Genomic DNA, 16,156 nt, shown 5'->3' with positions numbered 1-16,156 from the left:
CGATCGGCATGCTCGCCCGGTAGATCTTGCCGTTGTCACCGGCGAAGAACAGGTACATGTTCTGGTCGTCGGCGATCAGGGTCTGGTCGATCGGGGCGGCGCCGGGGATGCTGCCGGTGAACAGCGGCTGCGGCGCGGACCAGCCGTTGGGGTGGGTGGGGTCGCTCGACGTGCGGTAGACGAAGGGCGACGCGCCCCACTGGGACGCCAGCACCCAGATCTTCTTGGGCGCGAAGTAGAACAGCGTGGGCGCCACCGCGGACTGGCTCATCCCGGTCTGGCCGGCCGACGCCATGTCCGACCAGTTCGCGAAGGGACTGAAGGCCATCGAGCCGTACGACGATCCCGACACGTTCGACGCGTAGACCAGGTGCTTGCCGTTGTACACCACGTCGGTGAAGTCCTTCAGTGAGACCCACCCGTTCGCCGGCTGCGCCAGCGCACCCGTCGACGCCCACCGGTACGTCGACGGCAGCGAGCAGGTGCCGCCACCCGGCGTCGCGGACAGGCCTGTCCATTTCTGGTTGCTTCCGCCGTTGCACGTCCAGAGCTCCACCGCCGTGCCGTTGGCCGTACCGGCGCCGGTGACGTCCAGGCACAGCGCGGATTCCACGCCGACGATGGTGCCGTCGGAATTCACCCGCCACTGCTGGTTCGCGCCGCCGCTGCAAGTCCAGATCTGCACCTGGGTACCGGCCGTGGTGGCGTGGCCCGGAACATCCAGACACTTGTTGCCGTACACGGTCAGCTGGTTGCTGTCCGTCCACGTCCACTGCTGGTTGGTGCCGCCCGAGCAGTCCCAGATCTGCGGGTGGGTGCCGTCGGTCTGGCTGGCGTTCGGTACATCGAGACACCGGCCGGAACCCACACCGCGTAAGGCGCCGCCGGTGGCGGCCTGAGCCGGGTTGGCGACGAGCGTCGCCGCCAGCAGGAGCAGGGCCGCGACTGTGGCGGCGAACACGGCGGGCAGATGTCTGCGGCTCAAGACTCGTCCGGGCATGGGGACCTCGTCCTCCTTGGGTGAGCGGCTCCGGTTGGCCCCGTCAGGGACTGCCCGGACTGTCGACGCGAGCCGCATTGATGCGGGCATGCCATTTGCGCCGTGCGGCATGCCCCTTGCGGCTCGGTGGTTGCGGTGGCGCGACTCGGCGGTGCTCTGCTGTGCGAGCAGGGTGACTTCTTGTGTTCTGGATTCGATATCTCGAACAAAGATTGAAATATCGAGCAACTGGGATGATAGGGAACCAAAGAGCAGCGTCAATACCTCCTGGAATCCGGCCCGCGCCAACGTCGTGGTCGGCTTGGGCCGCTGTCCGCGAGCCGGCTCCACCTCGCCCGGACCGGTCGGCACCGCGCGCAAGTACCTCCTCGCCCGTGCGCGCCACAAACGCATAGAGGTGGTACGTCGGCTTCTTCACCTGCCGGTGGGTGCCACCGAACCGTTCGAGCAGCCCCGGCGCCGGGCCCAGCGTCTGATGCACCCCGAACGGCACATGCTGGGCCGGCCCCGACGTGTACGCGTGCCGGGACGCGAAGTCGACGCCGCCCCACCAGCACACCGTCTGGTCGCTCGATGCCAACTCGCCTGAAATGAAGCAGAGTTCGAGGAAGGGCCGATGTCGGGTTCCAGGTGGCTGTCGCTGACCTGATCGACGTACGTGAACGCATGGTGCACCCGCCGCTCGCCTTGCCACGCGCCACGGGGCGGCGGCGCAGCCGGGAAAGGTGGTATCGGTAACGAGGAGCGAGAAGTTCCGAGAGCGTTCCGGAAGCAACACCGCAACCCAGGGCCGCTCCCAGACCCTGTGCCGCCTTCGTCCTGCCCCCGAGCGAAACGGAGTGACACCGGCCGCCGCTCGACGAACCGGATGACGTCGACACCTTCCGGCGCGAGCCCCCCGGCATCTGCCGCGCACCCCGATGCGCCGCCTGCCCCACGCCCGGGTACGTCGAGGAGGACCCCCTTCCCTCGGCGCGCCCAGCCCCGCCCGCATCTGCGTCGGCCTGCGCGGGATCCTGAAACCGCCCGGCGCGCAGATTCGAGGCCGATGTTCGGCGGGTCGTACTGGCGGAGGGCTTGACCGGCGACCGGTCGACGGCATGTCCTACGGTTTCCGGAAGAAGGGCGTAGACCTTTCGGGAGCACATGTCGACGGAGGAGGGGAATGTGGCCGGGGAAGGCGCTCAACGCAAGACAGCCACGCGGAGCCCGGACGGGCCGGCCAAGGTGACGATCACCGAGATCGCGCGGGAGGCCGGCGTCTCGGTGCCGACCGTCTCGCGGGTCGTCAACGGGCGCTCCGACGTCTCGCCCGCCACCCGGGCCCGGGTCGAGGACCTGCTGCACCGGCACGGCTACCGGCGCAGGCCCACGGGCGACCGGGCGGCCCTGCTCGACCTGGTCTTCAACGATCTGGACAGCCCGTGGGCCGTGGAGATCATCCGGGGTGTGGAGGAGGTCGCCCACGAGGCGGGAGTCGGCACCGTCGTCTCCGCGATCCACGACCGGGCGGGCGCCGCGCGCCAGTGGATGACCAATCTGCGGGCCCGCGCCTCGGACGGCGTGATCCTGGTGACCTCGGTCCTGGAGCCGGGCCTGCACGATGAACTGCGGCGTCTGGGCGTTCCGTTGGTGGTGATCGACCCGGCCGGATCACCCGCCACCGAGGCGCCGACCGTCGGCGCCACCAACTGGGCGGGCGGCATGGCGGCCACCGAGTATCTGCTGCACCTCGGGCACCGGCGCATCGGGTTCATCGAGGGCCCGCCGCGGCTGCTGTGCTCCCGGGCCCGGCTCGACGGCTACCGGGCCGCGCTCGACGTCGCGGGCGTGCCGGCCGCCGACGAACTCATCGTGCCCGGCGACTTTTACCACGAGTCCGGCTTCACGGGCGCGGGTCGCCTGCTCGACCTGGCCGACCCGCCGACCGCGATCTTCGCGGCCAGTGACCAGATGGCGCTCGGCGCGATCGAGGCACTGCGGCGGCGTGGCCTCAGGGTGCCCGAGGACATGAGCATCGTCGGCTTCGACGACCTGCCGGAGGTGCGCTGGTCGGCGCCGCCGCTGACGACCGTGCGCCAACCTCTCGCCGACATGGGGAAGTTGGCGGCACGTTCGGTCCTCGATCTCGCACGCTCGGTCGCCCCCGCCTCGCCACGGGTCGAACTGGCGACGGAACTCGTGGTCAGGGCCAGTACGGCAGCGCCGCGCCAAGCGTAGCGGAGCGTAATACTCCGGGGGTGTCAACGGCCCTTTTTGTCAAGGCCGTTGACACCCCCGACGCATGCCCGTAATTTCCGTGGCCACCTCCCCGATAATTTACGGATCCCTTCCGGAAGGTGTGCCATGCCAGACACTGCCCCTTCTTCTCTCTCCCGTCGCCGCTTCCTCGGAGTGGTCTCCGTCGCGGGTCTGGGCACCGCCGTGCTCACGTCGTGCGGGAGCTCCGACTCCGGCGGCAAGGACAGCCAGGGCAGGACCGTTGTCGAGTGGTGGCACATCCAGACCACGGAGCCCAGCAAGCACTTGTGGCCCCAGCAGGCCAAGGCGTACGAGAAGGCGCATCCCAAGGTCAAGATCAAGCTCGTGCCGCTGGAGAACGACGCCTTCAAGTCGAAGATGACAGCCCTCGTCGGTACGGGAAAGCTGCCCGACCTGTACAACACGTGGGGCGGTGGCGTCCTCAAGCAGCAGGTCGACGCAGGTCTCACCGAGGACATCACCGACCAGGTCAAGGACTGGATCGGGGACCTGGTGCCCGCCTCGCGCAAGGCGTACGAGTTCGACGGCAGGACCTACGCCGTTCCGGTCGACATCGGAGCCGTCGGCTTCTGGTACAACAAGGCGCTCTTCAAGCAGGCCAAGATCGCCGCCCCACCCACGACCTGGGCCGAACTCCTCGACGCCGTCAAGAAGCTCAAGACCGCCGGCATCACGCCGATCGCCCTCGCCGGCAAGGAGAAGTGGCCCGGCATGTACTACTGGGCGTATCTGGCGATCCGCATCGCCGGGGTCGACGGCATGCAGAAGGCCGCGGACGCGAAGGACTTCAGCGGCGACGACTTCGTCAAGGCGGGCGAGCACCTCAAGGAACTCGTGGACCTGCAGCCGTTCCAGAAGGGTTTCCTGGGCGCCGCGTACCCGGGGCCGACCGGTGAGGCAGCCACCATGGGCAACGCCAAGGCGGCCATGGAACTGATGGGCCAGTGGGCGCCCAATACGCAGAAGTCGGAGGGCAAGGGCATCGGCTCCGACCTCGGCTTCTTCCCCTTCCCGGCGGTCGACGGGGGCAAGGGCAAGTCCACCGACGTCTTCGGCGGTGGCGGCGGCTACGCGCTGCGCAAGGGCGGGCCCCAGGAGGCCCTCGACTTCCTGAAGTGGTTCGTCGGCCCCGAGAGCGACAGCAGACTCGTCAGGGAAGGCGGGATGATCCCGGTGAACACGAAGGCCCGGGACGCCCTCACCGATCCCAACCTCAAGGCAGTCTCCGACCTGCTGAACGCCGCCACGGCCTTCCAGCTCTACCTCGACCAGGCCTTCCCGCCGGCCGTCGGCCAGGAGGTCAACGACTCGGTGGCCGCGCTCATCGCGGGCTCCAAGTCCCCGCAAGAGGTGAACCGTTCCATCACACAGGCCGCGAAGAGCCAGTAGATGACCATGACTTCGACCCAGATCGAGGACGCGGGACCCACTCTGCGAGAGGGGTCGGCGACCGGTCGGGTGAGGAACCGGCGGCCGGTGGCCCGCCGGGTGCGCGACTGGCTGACCGCCTTCCTGTTCACCGTCCCCGGGCTCGCTCTGTTCCTCGTGTTCGTGGCGATCCCGATCCTGTACGCGGGATACGTCTCCTTGTTCAACTGGGGTGGTTTCGGCCCGCCTTCGGACTTCGTGGGCCTGGACAACTTCACCCGCCTGTTCCAGGACCCGGTGTTCCTCGGCGACCTGTGGCGCGGCCTGCTCCTGGTGGGGCTCTCGCTCGGTCTGCAACTCCCGTTCGCGCTCGCCATGGCCGTGCTCCTCAACCAGGAACTGCGCGGTCGCGCCGTCTACCGGATGCTGTTCTTCGCCCCGTACGTCCTGTCGGAAGTCATCACCGGCGTGCTGTTCTCGATGATCTTCGCGCCGGACGGCGGGCTCGCCGACAAGGTGCTCGGCGCCGTCGGCCTCGACGGTGCCGGCGGCCTCTGGTTCGCCGGCCAGAACACCGTCCTGGCGACCCTCTTCCTGGTCATGACCTGGAAGTACTTCGGATTCCACATGATGCTGCTCCTGGCGGGGCTCCAGGGCATTCCCGCCGAACTGACGGAAGCTGCCCGCCTCGACGGGGCGAACGCCTGGCTGCGTTTCCGCCACATCACCCTGCCCCTGCTCGGACCGACGATCCGGATGAGCATCTTCCTGTCCGTGATCGGCGCGATCCAGCTCTTCGACCTGGTGTGGGTGGTGACGCAGGGCGGACCCGACCACCACTCCGAGACCATGGCGGTCACGATGTTCCAGTTCGGCTTCAAGCGCTACCAGATGGGGTACGCCAGCGCGATCTCGATCGTCATGTTCCTCATCAGCCTCGTCTTCGCGCTCTTCTACCAGCGCCATGTGCTGCGCCGCGACACCGAAGGCGCCCTCACGAACATGCGAGGATCCCGATGACGGCCCCGGCTCCGGCTGCACGGCGACGCAGCTTCACGTCCCTGCCCCTGTACGTGACGGTGTGGCTGATCGGCGTCGTCATGGTGACGCCGCTGCTGTACGCGCTCATCTCCGGCTTCAAGTCCACCGACCAGCTCTCCGGCAACTCGTTCGGCCTGCCGTCCCCGTGGGTGACGAAGAACTACTCCGACATCCTCGAGGACAGCGCGTTCTGGCGCATGCTCGGCTCGTCGACCCTGATCGCCGTCGCGACCACCGTGCTGACGGTGGGTGCCGCTGCGCTCGCCGCGTTCGCGCTCGCCCGATTCGCCTTCCGGGGACGGGAGGTGCTCTTCACTCTCTTCACGGTCGGCCTGATGTTCCCGTTCGCGGTGGCGATCCTGCCGCTGTTCGTGCTCCTGCGCACGTTCGGACTGCTCGACAACCCGTGGGGCGTGATCCTGCCGCAGGCCGCGTTCGCGCTGCCCATGACCGTGGTCATCCTGCGCAACTTCTTCCGGGAGATCCCCGGCGAACTGGAGGAGGCAGCCACGCTCGACGGCTGCTCCGCGTTCGGCTTCTTCTGGCGGGTCCTGCTGCCGATGGCGCGGCCCGCGCTCGGCACCGTCTCCGTCCTCGCCGTGGTGACCAGCTGGAACAACTTCCTGCTCCCCCTGCTCGTCTTCAGCGAACCCACCTGGTGGACGATCCCGGTCGGCGTCCAGCAGTTCCAGGGCCAGTACTCCAGCGACACCGCCCGCATCTTCGCCTACCTGATCCTGTCCATGGCACCTGCGCTGGCCTTCTACGCGGTGGCCGAACGGCAGTTGATCGGCGGCATCACATTGGGCGCGACCAAGGGCTGACACCACCGTCGCTATCAACGCCCCACTTCCACAACGTACTTGAGGAGTTCCATGGTTCAGCCATGGCAGGACACCACCCTGTCCGCGCAAGCCCGGGCGGCGGACCTGCTCGCCCGGATGACCCGCGAGGAGAAGACCGCCCAGCTGTCCAGTGTCTGGCTCGGCAGCTCCGCAGACGAAACAGCGGGCGCAGAGGTCGCCCCCGGCCAGAACGCGTACGCCCACCGCAGCGCCGCCCTGGACACGCTGCTCCCGTACGGGGTCGGCCAGCTGACCCGCCCTTTCGGCACCGTTCCCGTGGATCCGGCAGAAGGCGCCGCCCGCCTCGCCGAACTGCAGCGCACCATCCGCGCGGGCAACCGGTTCGAGCTGCCCGCGCTCGCCCACGAGGAGTGCCTGACCGGCTTCACCGCCTGGCAGGCCACCGTCTTCCCGACCCCGCTCGCCTGGGGCGCCACCTTCGACCCCGCGCTGATCACGGACATGGCCCAGGCGATCGGCACATCGATGCGCGCGGTCGGCATCCACCAGGGCCTCGCCCCGGTCCTGGACGTGGTACGGGATCCACGCTGGGGCCGCACCGAGGAGACCATCGGCGAGGACCCCTATCTCGTCGGCACGATCGGTTCCGCGTACGTACGCGGCCTGGAAACCGCCGGCATCATTGCGACGCTCAAGCACTTCGCCGCGTACTCGGCCTCCCGAGCCGCCCGCAACCACGCGCCCGCGTCGATCGGGCCGCGCGAACTCGCGGACGTCATCCTGCCGCCGTTCGAGATGGCGATCCGCGACGGCGGTGCCCGCTCCGTGATGCCCTCCTACAACGACATCGACGGCCTGCCCGCCCACGCCCACCAGATGCTGCTCACTCGAATCCTTCGCGAACAATGGGAGTTCAGCGGCACCGTGGTCTCGGACTACTACGGTGTCTCGCTCCTCGAAGAGGCGCACCGGGTCGCGGACGGGGAGCCCGGCGCGGCGCGGCTCGCCCTCGCCGCGGGCGTCGACGTGGAGCTGCCCGCCGCCCGCTGCTTCAGCCTGACGGACCCGCTCCCCGAGGATCTGCTCGACCGGGCCGCGCTGCGCGTCCTGACCCAGAAGTGCGAACTGGGGCTGCTCGACGCCGATGGTGAGCCCGGCATCGGGAGTGTGCCCGTCGATCTGAACCCGCCGCACATGCGGGAGCTGGCGAGGAGGGTCGCCGAGGAGTCGGTCGTGCTGCTCGCCAACGACGCCGGAACGCTGCCGCTGGGAGACGGGCTGCGGATCGCCGTCGTCGGGCCGCTCGCCGACGAGCAGGCCGCCATGATGGGCTGCTACACCTTCCCGAGGCACGTGGGCGTGCACCACCCCGAACTCCCCGTCGGAGTCGAGGTGTTGACGCTTACCCAGGCGCTGCGCGCGGAGTTCCCGGGCGCCGAGTTCGTCGACGAGTCGGCCGGCGCGGATGTGGTGCTCGCCGTGGTCGGGGACCGCTCCGGTCTGTTCGGACGCGGCTCGTCGGGCGAGGGCTGCGACGCCGAGGACCTGGAACTGCCCTACGGGCAAGGGGCATTGCTGGACGAGATCATGGCGTCCGGCGCTCCGTTCGTCGTCGTCGTCCTCAGCGGGCGGCCCTACGCGCTGGGCCGCTGGGCCGCTCGGGCCGCGGCCGTCGTCCAGGCGTTCTTCCCCGGGCAGGAGGGCGGTCCGGCCGTCGCCGGCGTCCTCTCCGGGCGTGTGGAGCCGTCGGGGCGACTGCCGATCGCGGTGCCGCGCAGCCCCGGCGGTCAGCCCGCCCCGTACCTCGCGCCGCCGCTCGCCCGGAACGGCTTCCCCAGCACGGTCGACCCGACCCCCCTCTACCCGTTCGGCCACGGCCTGTCGTACACCACCTTCGCCTGGGAGGCCCCCCAGTGCGAGAGCCCCGAACTCCCCACCGACGGCGGGACCTCGATCCGCCTCACTGTCCGTAACACCGGCGACCGGCCGGGCACCGAGATCGTCCAGCTCTACCTCCACGACCCGCTCGCCACCGTCGCCCAGCCCGATGTCCGGCTCGTCGGCTACGCCCGGGTGCCGCTCGACGCGGGGGCGTCCGCCGAGGTCCACGCCACCTTCCCGGCGGACCTGGCCGCGTACACCGGAGCCGACGGCCGCCGCGTCGTCGAACCCGGCGCCCTCGAACTGCGCCTGGCCACCTCCAGCGCACACGTCCACCACACCGTGCCGCTCACCCTGACGGGCCCGGTCCGCGAGGTCGGGCACGAGCGGCGGTGGCGCTGCGAGATGCGTGTCAAGTAGCCGCGTCGGCTCAAGCCCAAGGTCAACCACCGGTATCCGCAACCTAGTTGAGGAGATCCATGATGCGCTCCACTCGTGTCCGAACCGCCACGCTCGCCGCCGCGGCAGCCCTTCTGGCGGGGCTCGCCGTCGCCCCGGCCGCCCACGCGGGCACCCACCGGCACACCGCCGACCCCACCCTCGGCCAACTCGCCGAACGTACCGGCCGCTACTTCGGGGCCGCCGTCGACAACCCGGAACTCGCCGACACCCCGTACGCCGACCTGCTCGGCAAGGAGTTCGACGCCACCACCCCTGGCAACGGCATGAAGTGGTACGCCACCGAACCGCAGCGTGGCGTCTTCGACTTCACCGCGGGGGACGAGATAGTGAACTACGCGAAGGCCAAGGGCCTGAAGGTGCGCGGTCACAACCTCCTGTGGCACCAGCAGCTGCCGGACTGGCTCACGTCCGGCACCTGGACCAAGGACGAACTGCGCTCCATCCTCAAGAACCACATCACGCACGTCGTCAAGCACTACAAGGGCAAGGTCTTCGCCTGGGACGTCGCCAACGAGATCATGAACGAGGACGGCACCTACCGGGAGAACATCTTCTACAGGACGATCGGCCCGTCCTACATCGCCGACGCGCTGCGCTGGGCCCACGCCGCCGACCCCAAGGTCAGGCTCTATCTGAACGACTACAACGTCGAAGCCGTGGGCCCCAAGTCCGACGCCTACTACACGCTGATCAAGCGGCTCAAGGCCGACCACGTCCCGATCGACGGGTTCGGCATGCAGGCGCATCTGGCGCTGCAGTACGGATTCCCGGACCGGATGGAGCAGAACATCCAGCGCTTCGCCGCACTCGGCGTCGACGTCGCGATCACCGAGCTGGACATCCGCATGACCCTACCGTCCGACGCGGCCAAACTGGCCCAACAGGCCGACTGGTACGGCAAGGTGACCGACGCCTGCCTCGCCGTGAAGCGCTGCGTCGGCATCACCCTGTGGGGCTACTCCGACAAGCACTCATGGATCCCCGCGGTCTTCCCGGGCGAGGGCGCGGCCCTGCCCTGGGACGAGAACCTCGCACACAAGCCCGCGTACGACGCGATCCGTGAGGCTCTGCGGTAGACCTGGGGCGCGCGCAGCCAGATCGCGGCCGCCTTCTCGTTGGCCGGCACCATCGAGCTGTTGCGCGCGTACCTGATCAGGCCGCAAAGGCACCCGGGCCGCGCGTCGAAACCTTTCGAACGATCCACGCATCACCCGGTGTGGGCAGTTGACCGTGCCTTATGCTCCTGGGCATGCGAGAGCACGAGGGCGTTGGTCGCATCACCCTGGCGCAGGTGGCCCAGCTGGCGGGGGTGTCCCTTTCGACAGTCTCGAAGGTGCTCAACGGGCGACAGGACGTGGCCGCGCCGACCCGCGCCAAAGTGGAGCGCGTCCTGGACGACAACGCGTACCGCCGTACCACCCGGGCTGCCCGCGAGGCGCCTCTCATCGAGCTTGTCTTCCACGAACTGGAGAGCGTCTGGGCGCTGGAGCTGATCCGTGGGGTGGAGAAGGTCGCCAAGGCCAACGGCGCCAGCGTGGTGCTCACCGAGAGCGGCACCCGCCAGGCTCCGGGGCCCGAGTGGATCGAGGGCGTTCTGCAGCGCAGTCCGCGCGGTGTGGTGCTGGTCTTCTCGGCGCTGCCCGCGGAGGTGAAGCGGCGGCTGCGCTCGCGCTCCATCCCGTTCGTCGTCATCGACCCGGCCGGCGACCCCGACCCTGACGTGCCCTCGGTGGGCTCCGCCAACTGGAACGGGGGCCTGGCCGCCACGAGGCATCTGGTCCAGCTCGGTCACCGTCGCATCGGCATCATCACGGGTCCGGAGGACATGCTCTGCTCGCTGGCCCGCCTCGACGGCTACCGTTCGGCGCTCAGTATGGCGGGTCTGGTGGCGGATCCCGAGCTTGTGCGGTACGGCGACTTCCACGTCGAGGGCGGGCGCGAGCGTGCGGCCGAGCTGCTCGATCTGGACGATCCGCCGACTGCGATCTTCGCGGGGAGCGACCTCCAGGCCCTCGGCGTCCTGGAGGCCGCCCGGCTGCGGGACCTGCGCGTCCCGCACGATCTGTCCGTGGTCGGCTACGACGACGTACCCCTGGCCCAGTGGTCGAGCCCCGCCCTCACGACGGTCCACCAGCCGCTGCGGGAGATGGCCGAGGGCGCGACCCGGATGCTGCTGCGGCTGCGGTCACAGGAGCCGGTGGCGACCCGGCTCGAACTGACGACGAGCCTGGTCGTGCGGCAGAGCACGGCGGCGCCCTCCTTCGAAAGAGTTTCGGACACTCCTTCCGACTGACACTTCGTCATGTTGTCTGCCATCGGGCCTCGCTGAGCCGAGTCTGTTGTGGCGTGCGTCAAAGAGCCCTGTGGCCAGGGAAGTTGACGTTCGGGAACAGCATCATCAGAACTCAAGAGTTTCGCACTCTTCGTCGAAAGAGTTGACAGTCCGCAGGCCCGGCATCAACCTATCGACGTCGACAGGCACCTCAATGGCTGTGCAGCCTCTCGCAGGCCCCACCAGGAGGAGGCGCATGAACATGCGCGACAAACCCCCCATACCCCCCATGAACCGCCGCACCTTCATCGGCACGGCAGGCGCCCTGGCGGTCGGCGCGGCCACGCTGGCGCTGCCGGGCACCGCGTACGCGGACACGACCATCACGACCAACCAGACCGGCACCGACAACGGCTACTACTACTCGTTCTGGACCGACGCCCCCGGGACCGTCTCCATGACCCTGTCCTCCGGTGGCGGTTACCGCACCTCGTGGCGGAACACGGGGAACTTCGTGGCCGGCAAGGGCTGGGCCAACGGCTCCCGGCGGACCGTGAACTACTGGGGCTCCTTCAACCCCTCCGGCAACGCCTATCTGTCGCTCTACGGCTGGACGACGAACCCACTCGTCGAGTACTACATCGTCGACAACTGGGGCACGTACCGGCCCACCGGCGCGTACCAGGGCACCGTCACCAGTGACGGCGGCACCTACGACATGTACCGCACGACGCGGTACAACGCCCCGTCCGTCGAGGGCAACCGCACCTTCGACCAGTACTGGAGTGTCCGACAGTCCAAGCGCACGGGCGGATCCATCACCACCGGGAACCACTTCGACGCATGGGGCCGCGCCGGGATGCGCCTGGGCAGCTTCAAGTACTACATGATCCTGGCGACCGAGGGCTACCAGAGCAGCGGCAGCTCCAACATCACGGTGAGCTGAGTGAGTTGGGTCTGCCTGGCCGTCCCGTCGGGCAGGCGGGCCCCCTCCCCGCCCCCGCCTCAGGTTGAAGGAGCATCCGCATGAGAATCCGACCGGGAAGCAGGCGACCACATCACTCGTCGCGCTCCCTCATGGCGAAACTGGCCGTCGTCGCGACGGTGGGCGCGTGCACCCTCGCCGTCGCCCCCGGAGTCGGGGCAGGTGGGGGTGGGTGTGGCTGTGGTTGCCGACCCACATGCCGGCGGTGACCTGCGCCCGTACCAGGGACGGGTTGGCGGCGGCGTACTGCCCCTCGTTGAACATCGTGGCCCGTAGTCCGTTCTGCCGGAGCACGTCGAGCAGCGCCGGTGTTCCGGCGGACGGGCCGTCGTCGAAGGTCAGCCCGACGTAACCGGTGCAGGCTGCGGCATGGGCCGAGGCGCCACGGTGAGGAGCGTCGAGGCCACGTACGGTCTGACCGAGATCCTGTGGGACGTCGACTCGCAGGACTGGAACGGCGCGAGCACCGATGCGATCGCGCAGGCAGCGGCGCGGCTCACCAACGGCCAGATCATCCTCATGCACGACTGGGCCGCCCACACACGCGCCGCGATCCCACGCATCGCGCAGGGTCTGGCGGGCCGCGGCCTGTGTGCGGGCATGATCTCCCCGCGGACCGGCCGTGCGGTGGCTCCGGACGGCTGACGTCATCCGTCCGGAGCCCGGTCTCGGTGGCGTCACCGATGGACCGGCGGGACACCAGCAGCCTGCTGCGGCAGGTCAAGCCGTGCTGCAGGAATGGCCGTTCAGACTGAAGGCCGTCGGCTTGGCGAAGCTGCCGTTGTAGGTGCCCTGGAACCCGAAGGAGACCCGGGCGCCGGGGGAGAGGGACGCGTTGTAGGCGAGGCTGTCGGCTGTCACGGCTCCCGACGAGGGAGAGATGCCGGTGTTCCATGTGCTGGTGATCCGCTGCCCCGCAGGCAGGGTGAACGCGAGATGCCAGCCGTCGACCGCGGAGGACCCCGTGTTGGTCAGCGTGATGTCCGCGGTGTAGCCGCCCTGCCAGGTGTTCGTGCTGTAGGCCACCTTGCACGCCGTGGGCCCGCTGGGTGTGCCGCTGCCGAGGTCGACGGTCGAGGAGAAGGAGGTGACGGCGAGTCCCGCGCCGTTCTGCCAGGGCTCGAAGCCTGCCTGAATGCTCGTCAGATACCAGTTGTCCTGGGCGAGCCCGCGGGCGACGGCCTGCCGGGCGAAGTCCATCACGTCGAAGTTCCAGCTGTCGATCGCCGAGGGCGCGACGAAGGTCAGGACGTCGTTGGAGCCGTTGTTACCGGACCACAGCTGCCACGGGCGGCCGGCCACGGTGACGGAACCCACCTGCGAGCCCACCGGCTGCACGGCCCCCACGCGGTTGAACCAGATCATGATCTCGGTGCGGTTCACACCGTCGGTGCGGGGCGTGGGGTCGAGCCAGATGTCGTAGGCGGCGTCGTAGGCGGCTCCGCTCACGTAGGTGTAGGAGATGCTCGTGGGTGCTGCGGCGATGGAGCCGAGGACGGCCGGGAGGCGCGTCCCGGGGGAGCAGTTGGTGTAGTGGCAGCCGTTGAACACGGACGGGTAGGACTTCGGGGCGCCAGTGGTCGGCACCGACCCGTCCGCCTGGACGACCCGGAAGCCGTTGTCCGTGGCGGAGACACACTGGGGCTCACTCGTGTTCCAGCGGTTGTTCTGTACGACGTAGCGTCCGCCGATCGTGGTGGAGCCGAACTGCTCGCAGACCGTGGTGTCGGCGTGCGAGGTCGAAGCGGCGGTGAGCAGCGCCGCGACCGTGACGAGGGTGGTGAGCAGCGCGCTGAGCAAGGTGTGCGCTCTTCGGGCCTGGGGAGCTGACCGGTGCATGCGGATCCTCCGTGTGGGGTGTGGGGAGCCGTGGTTCTTGTTCCTCCGAGGCAGGGGTGACTCGAAGGCGGTCAAGGCTTGAACCGATGGGAGCGCTCCCATAGTGGGGATGCGTGCGGGCGAGGTCAAGGTGTTGAGAAGTTGAATCATCGGAACCGTGCCACATAAAAAAAGTGAAGCAACACCCCTGTGCATTCGGGTGAGTTGGCGATACGGTCCCTCGCACCAGTGGGAGCGCTTCCATCAGTCGGCGCATCTGTCACGGCGTGCCCGGATGCAAGGGCTCGCTCATGCGACATCCCCGCATACCTCGCCACCAGCCATCGCCAGGGACGTCCGGGGCTCCGTGACGATCCGATCCGGCGGGGGCTTCTGGCCTCCGCCCACGACGGCACCCCACTCCATCGGCACCGGCCTGTGCGAGCACCTGGCCACCCGCACTCCGTCATCACCCCTCAAGGGGAAGGAATCCACGCTCATGAGACGTACTCACCTGTCACTGTTCGCCGCACTGTCGGTGCTCGCCGGATCCTCCGGGGCGGCGCTTCTCGCGGCACCGGCGGGCGCCGCCACCTCCTCGATCCCCTGCTCCGTGGACTACAAGGTGCAGAACCAGTGGGACACCGGCTTCACCGCCGCCGTGACGATCACCAACAACGCTGCCGCCAAGTCGAGTTGGTCGCTGAAGTGGTCGTACGCCGGCAACCAGCAGGTCACCAGCGGCTGGAACGCGAAGATCACCCAGGGCGGCGCCACCGTCACCGCGGCCAACGAGAGCTACAACAGCTCGCTGGCGAGCGGCGGTTCGGTCAGCTTCGGCTTCAACGGCACCTACACCGGCACCAATGCCTTACCCGCCACCTTCACCCTCGACGGGGTCACCTGCAACGTCGACGACGGCAGTGGCTCCAGTGGCGGTGGCACAGGCGGCGGAGGCGGGGGCGGGGGCACCGGCAACCGGGTCGACAACCCCTACGCCGGGGCCAAAGGGTACGTGGACCCCGAGTGGTCGGCCAAGGCCGCCGCCGAACCCGGTGGCAGCCGTATCGCCCATCAGTCCACCGCCGTCTGGCTCGACCGGATCGCCGCGATCGACGGCGTCAACGGAGGCATGGGCCTGCGCGCTCACCTGGACGAGGCACTCAAGCAGAAGGGCTCCGGCGACCTCGTCATCCAACTCGTCGTCTACGACCTGCCAGGACGCGACTGCGCCGCCCTCGCCTCCAACGGTGAGCTCGGGCCGAACGACCTCGACAAGTACAAGAGCCAGTACATCGACCCCATCGCCACGATCCTCGCCGACCCCAAGTACGCGGGCCTGCGCATCGCCACGGTCATCGAGCCTGACTCGCTGCCCAACCTGGTCACCAACGCGGGCGGCACCAACACGACCACCGACGCCTGCGTGACCATGAAGAGCAACGGCAACTACGAGAGGGGTGTCTCGTACGCCCTGGGCAAGCTCGGCGCCATCCCGAACGTCTACAACTACCTCGACGCGGGCCACCACGGCTGGCTCGGCTGGGACACCAACCTCGGCCCGTCCGTGCAGGAGTTCGCCAAGGTCGCCACGTCCAACGGCGCGAGCGTGAACGACGTGGCCGGGTTCATCGTCAACACCGCCAACTACGGCCCTGTCACGGAGCCGAACGTCAAGGTCACGGACACCGTGAACGGGCAGACCGTGCGCCAGTCGAAGTGGGTCGACTGGAACCAGTACGTCGACGAGCAGTCGTATGCGCTCGGTCTGCGGGACAAGCTGATCGCGGCCGGGTTCGACTCCGGCCTCGGCATGCTGATCGACACCTCCCGCGACGGCTGGGGCGGAACCGCCCGGCCCACCGGCCCCGGCCCGCTGACCTCCGTCGACGCCTACGTCAACGGCGGCCGCATCGACCGGCGCGTCCATGTCGGCAACTGGTGCAACCAGAGCGGCGCCGGACTCGGGCAGCGGCCCACCGCGGCCCCGGCCGCCGGTGTCGACGCCTACGTCTGGGTCAAGCCGCCGGGACAGTCCGACGGCTCCAGCACCGCCATCCCCAACGACGAGGGCAAGGGCTTCGACCGGATGTGCGACCCCACGTACGGTGGTAACGCCCGCAACGGCAACAACCCCAGCGGCGCCCTGCCGAACGCGCCGCTGGCCGGGCACTGGTTCTCCGCCCAGTTCCAGCAGCTGATGCAGAACGCCTACCCGCCGCTGCCGTAGTCCTCTGGCGCGGGGTGTGCTCGCCGGGTCC

11 protein-coding genes and 2 pseudogenes are annotated in these 16,156 nt (G+C 68.9%); 10 read left to right on the top strand and 3 right to left on the bottom strand.

Annotated elements, in window-relative coordinates; genetic code table 11:
* A partial coding sequence (locus ACWC94_RS12390; RefSeq protein WP_450796463.1) for a non-reducing end alpha-L-arabinofuranosidase family hydrolase occupies positions 1 to 1,000 on the bottom strand: 1,000 nt, incomplete at its 3' end.
* Between the two features lie 1,167 nt (positions 1,001 to 2,167).
* On the opposite strand from ACWC94_RS12390, the gene ACWC94_RS12385 reads away from it, so the two are divergent.
* From ACWC94_RS12385 to ACWC94_RS12350, 8 genes are all read left to right on the top strand, one after another.
* Positions 2,168 to 3,220, top strand: coding sequence for a LacI family DNA-binding transcriptional regulator (locus ACWC94_RS12385; protein WP_450796462.1), 1,053 nt, complete (start codon positions 2,168 to 2,170; stop codon positions 3,218 to 3,220).
* A 126-nt stretch (positions 3,221 to 3,346) separates the two neighbouring features.
* Entirely contained in the window at positions 3,347 to 4,651 is a 1,305-nt protein-coding gene (locus ACWC94_RS12380; RefSeq protein ID WP_450796461.1) for an extracellular solute-binding protein, read from the top strand.
* 6 nt (positions 4,652 to 4,657) lie between these two features.
* Positions 4,658 to 5,650, top strand: a complete 993-nt coding sequence (locus ACWC94_RS12375; RefSeq protein WP_450796471.1) for a carbohydrate ABC transporter permease — start codon at positions 4,658 to 4,660, stop codon at positions 5,648 to 5,650.
* An 80-nt stretch (positions 5,651 to 5,730) separates the two neighbouring features.
* On the top strand, positions 5,731 to 6,495 hold the full coding sequence (locus ACWC94_RS12370; RefSeq protein ID WP_450796470.1) for a carbohydrate ABC transporter permease: 765 nt from the start codon (positions 5,731 to 5,733) through the stop codon (positions 6,493 to 6,495).
* A 51-nt stretch (positions 6,496 to 6,546) separates the two neighbouring features.
* Entirely contained in the window at positions 6,547 to 8,778 is a 2,232-nt protein-coding gene (locus tag ACWC94_RS12365; RefSeq protein WP_450796460.1) for a glycoside hydrolase family 3 N-terminal domain-containing protein, read from the top strand.
* A gap of 62 nt (positions 8,779 to 8,840) precedes the next feature.
* On the top strand, positions 8,841 to 9,896 hold the full coding sequence (locus tag ACWC94_RS12360) for an endo-1,4-beta-xylanase (RefSeq protein WP_450796459.1): 1,056 nt from the start codon (positions 8,841 to 8,843) through the stop codon (positions 9,894 to 9,896).
* A gap of 161 nt (positions 9,897 to 10,057) precedes the next feature.
* On the top strand, positions 10,058 to 11,113 hold the full coding sequence (locus tag ACWC94_RS12355) for a LacI family DNA-binding transcriptional regulator (protein ID WP_450796458.1): 1,056 nt from the start codon (positions 10,058 to 10,060) through the stop codon (positions 11,111 to 11,113).
* A gap of 241 nt (positions 11,114 to 11,354) precedes the next feature.
* Positions 11,355 to 12,038, top strand: a complete 684-nt coding sequence (locus tag ACWC94_RS12350; RefSeq protein ID WP_450796457.1) for a glycoside hydrolase family 11 protein — start codon at positions 11,355 to 11,357, stop codon at positions 12,036 to 12,038.
* A 189-nt stretch (positions 12,039 to 12,227) separates the two neighbouring features.
* On the opposite strand, the pseudogene ACWC94_RS12345 reads toward ACWC94_RS12350, so the two are convergent.
* A pseudogene (locus ACWC94_RS12345) lies at positions 12,228 to 12,458 on the bottom strand (polysaccharide deacetylase family protein); the annotation flags it as partial.
* On the opposite strand from ACWC94_RS12345, the pseudogene ACWC94_RS12340 reads away from it, so the two are divergent.
* Positions 12,456 to 12,722, top strand: a pseudogene (locus ACWC94_RS12340) (polysaccharide deacetylase family protein); the annotation flags it as partial. The pseudogenes ACWC94_RS12345 and ACWC94_RS12340 sit on opposite strands and share 3 nt — an antisense overlap.
* 75 nt (positions 12,723 to 12,797) lie before the next feature.
* Here the strand turns inward: ACWC94_RS12340 and ACWC94_RS12335 are convergent.
* Complete coding sequence (locus ACWC94_RS12335) at positions 12,798 to 13,916, bottom strand: GH12 family glycosyl hydrolase domain-containing protein (protein ID WP_450796456.1); 1,119 nt, start codon at positions 13,914 to 13,916, stop codon at positions 12,798 to 12,800.
* Between the two features lie 478 nt (positions 13,917 to 14,394).
* Here ACWC94_RS12335 and ACWC94_RS12330 point away from each other — a divergent pair, with 478 nt between their 5' ends.
* Positions 14,395 to 16,125: a glycoside hydrolase family 6 protein gene (locus ACWC94_RS12330; RefSeq protein WP_450796455.1), complete on the top strand. Its 1,731-nt coding sequence runs from the start codon at positions 14,395 to 14,397 to the stop codon at positions 16,123 to 16,125.
* Positions 16,126 to 16,156 lie beyond the last annotated feature (31 nt).

Source organism: Streptomyces sp. NPDC001135 (assembly GCF_053598395.1).
The sequence above is the reverse complement of the archived record's forward strand: the minus strand, read 5'-3'. Positions and strand labels throughout refer to the sequence as shown.

Coding starts and splice junctions, on each gene's coding strand:
- ACWC94_RS12380 (WP_450796461.1), top strand. CDS start 3,347: ATGCCAGACACTGCCCCTTCTTCTCTCTCCCGTCGCCGCTTCCTCGGA.
- ACWC94_RS12375 (WP_450796471.1), top strand. CDS start 4,658: ATGACTTCGACCCAGATCGAGGACGCGGGACCCACTCTGCGAGAGGGG.
- ACWC94_RS12370 (WP_450796470.1), top strand. CDS start 5,731: ATGGTGACGCCGCTGCTGTACGCGCTCATCTCCGGCTTCAAGTCCACC.
- ACWC94_RS12365 (WP_450796460.1), top strand. CDS start 6,547: ATGGTTCAGCCATGGCAGGACACCACCCTGTCCGCGCAAGCCCGGGCG.
- ACWC94_RS12360 (WP_450796459.1), top strand. CDS start 8,841: ATGCGCTCCACTCGTGTCCGAACCGCCACGCTCGCCGCCGCGGCAGCC.
- ACWC94_RS12355 (WP_450796458.1), top strand. CDS start 10,058: ATGCTCCTGGGCATGCGAGAGCACGAGGGCGTTGGTCGCATCACCCTG.
- ACWC94_RS12350 (WP_450796457.1), top strand. CDS start 11,355: ATGCGCGACAAACCCCCCATACCCCCCATGAACCGCCGCACCTTCATC.
- ACWC94_RS12335 (WP_450796456.1), bottom strand. CDS start 13,916: ATGCACCGGTCAGCTCCCCAGGCCCGAAGAGCGCACACCTTGCTCAGC.
- ACWC94_RS12330 (WP_450796455.1), top strand. CDS start 14,395: ATGAGACGTACTCACCTGTCACTGTTCGCCGCACTGTCGGTGCTCGCC.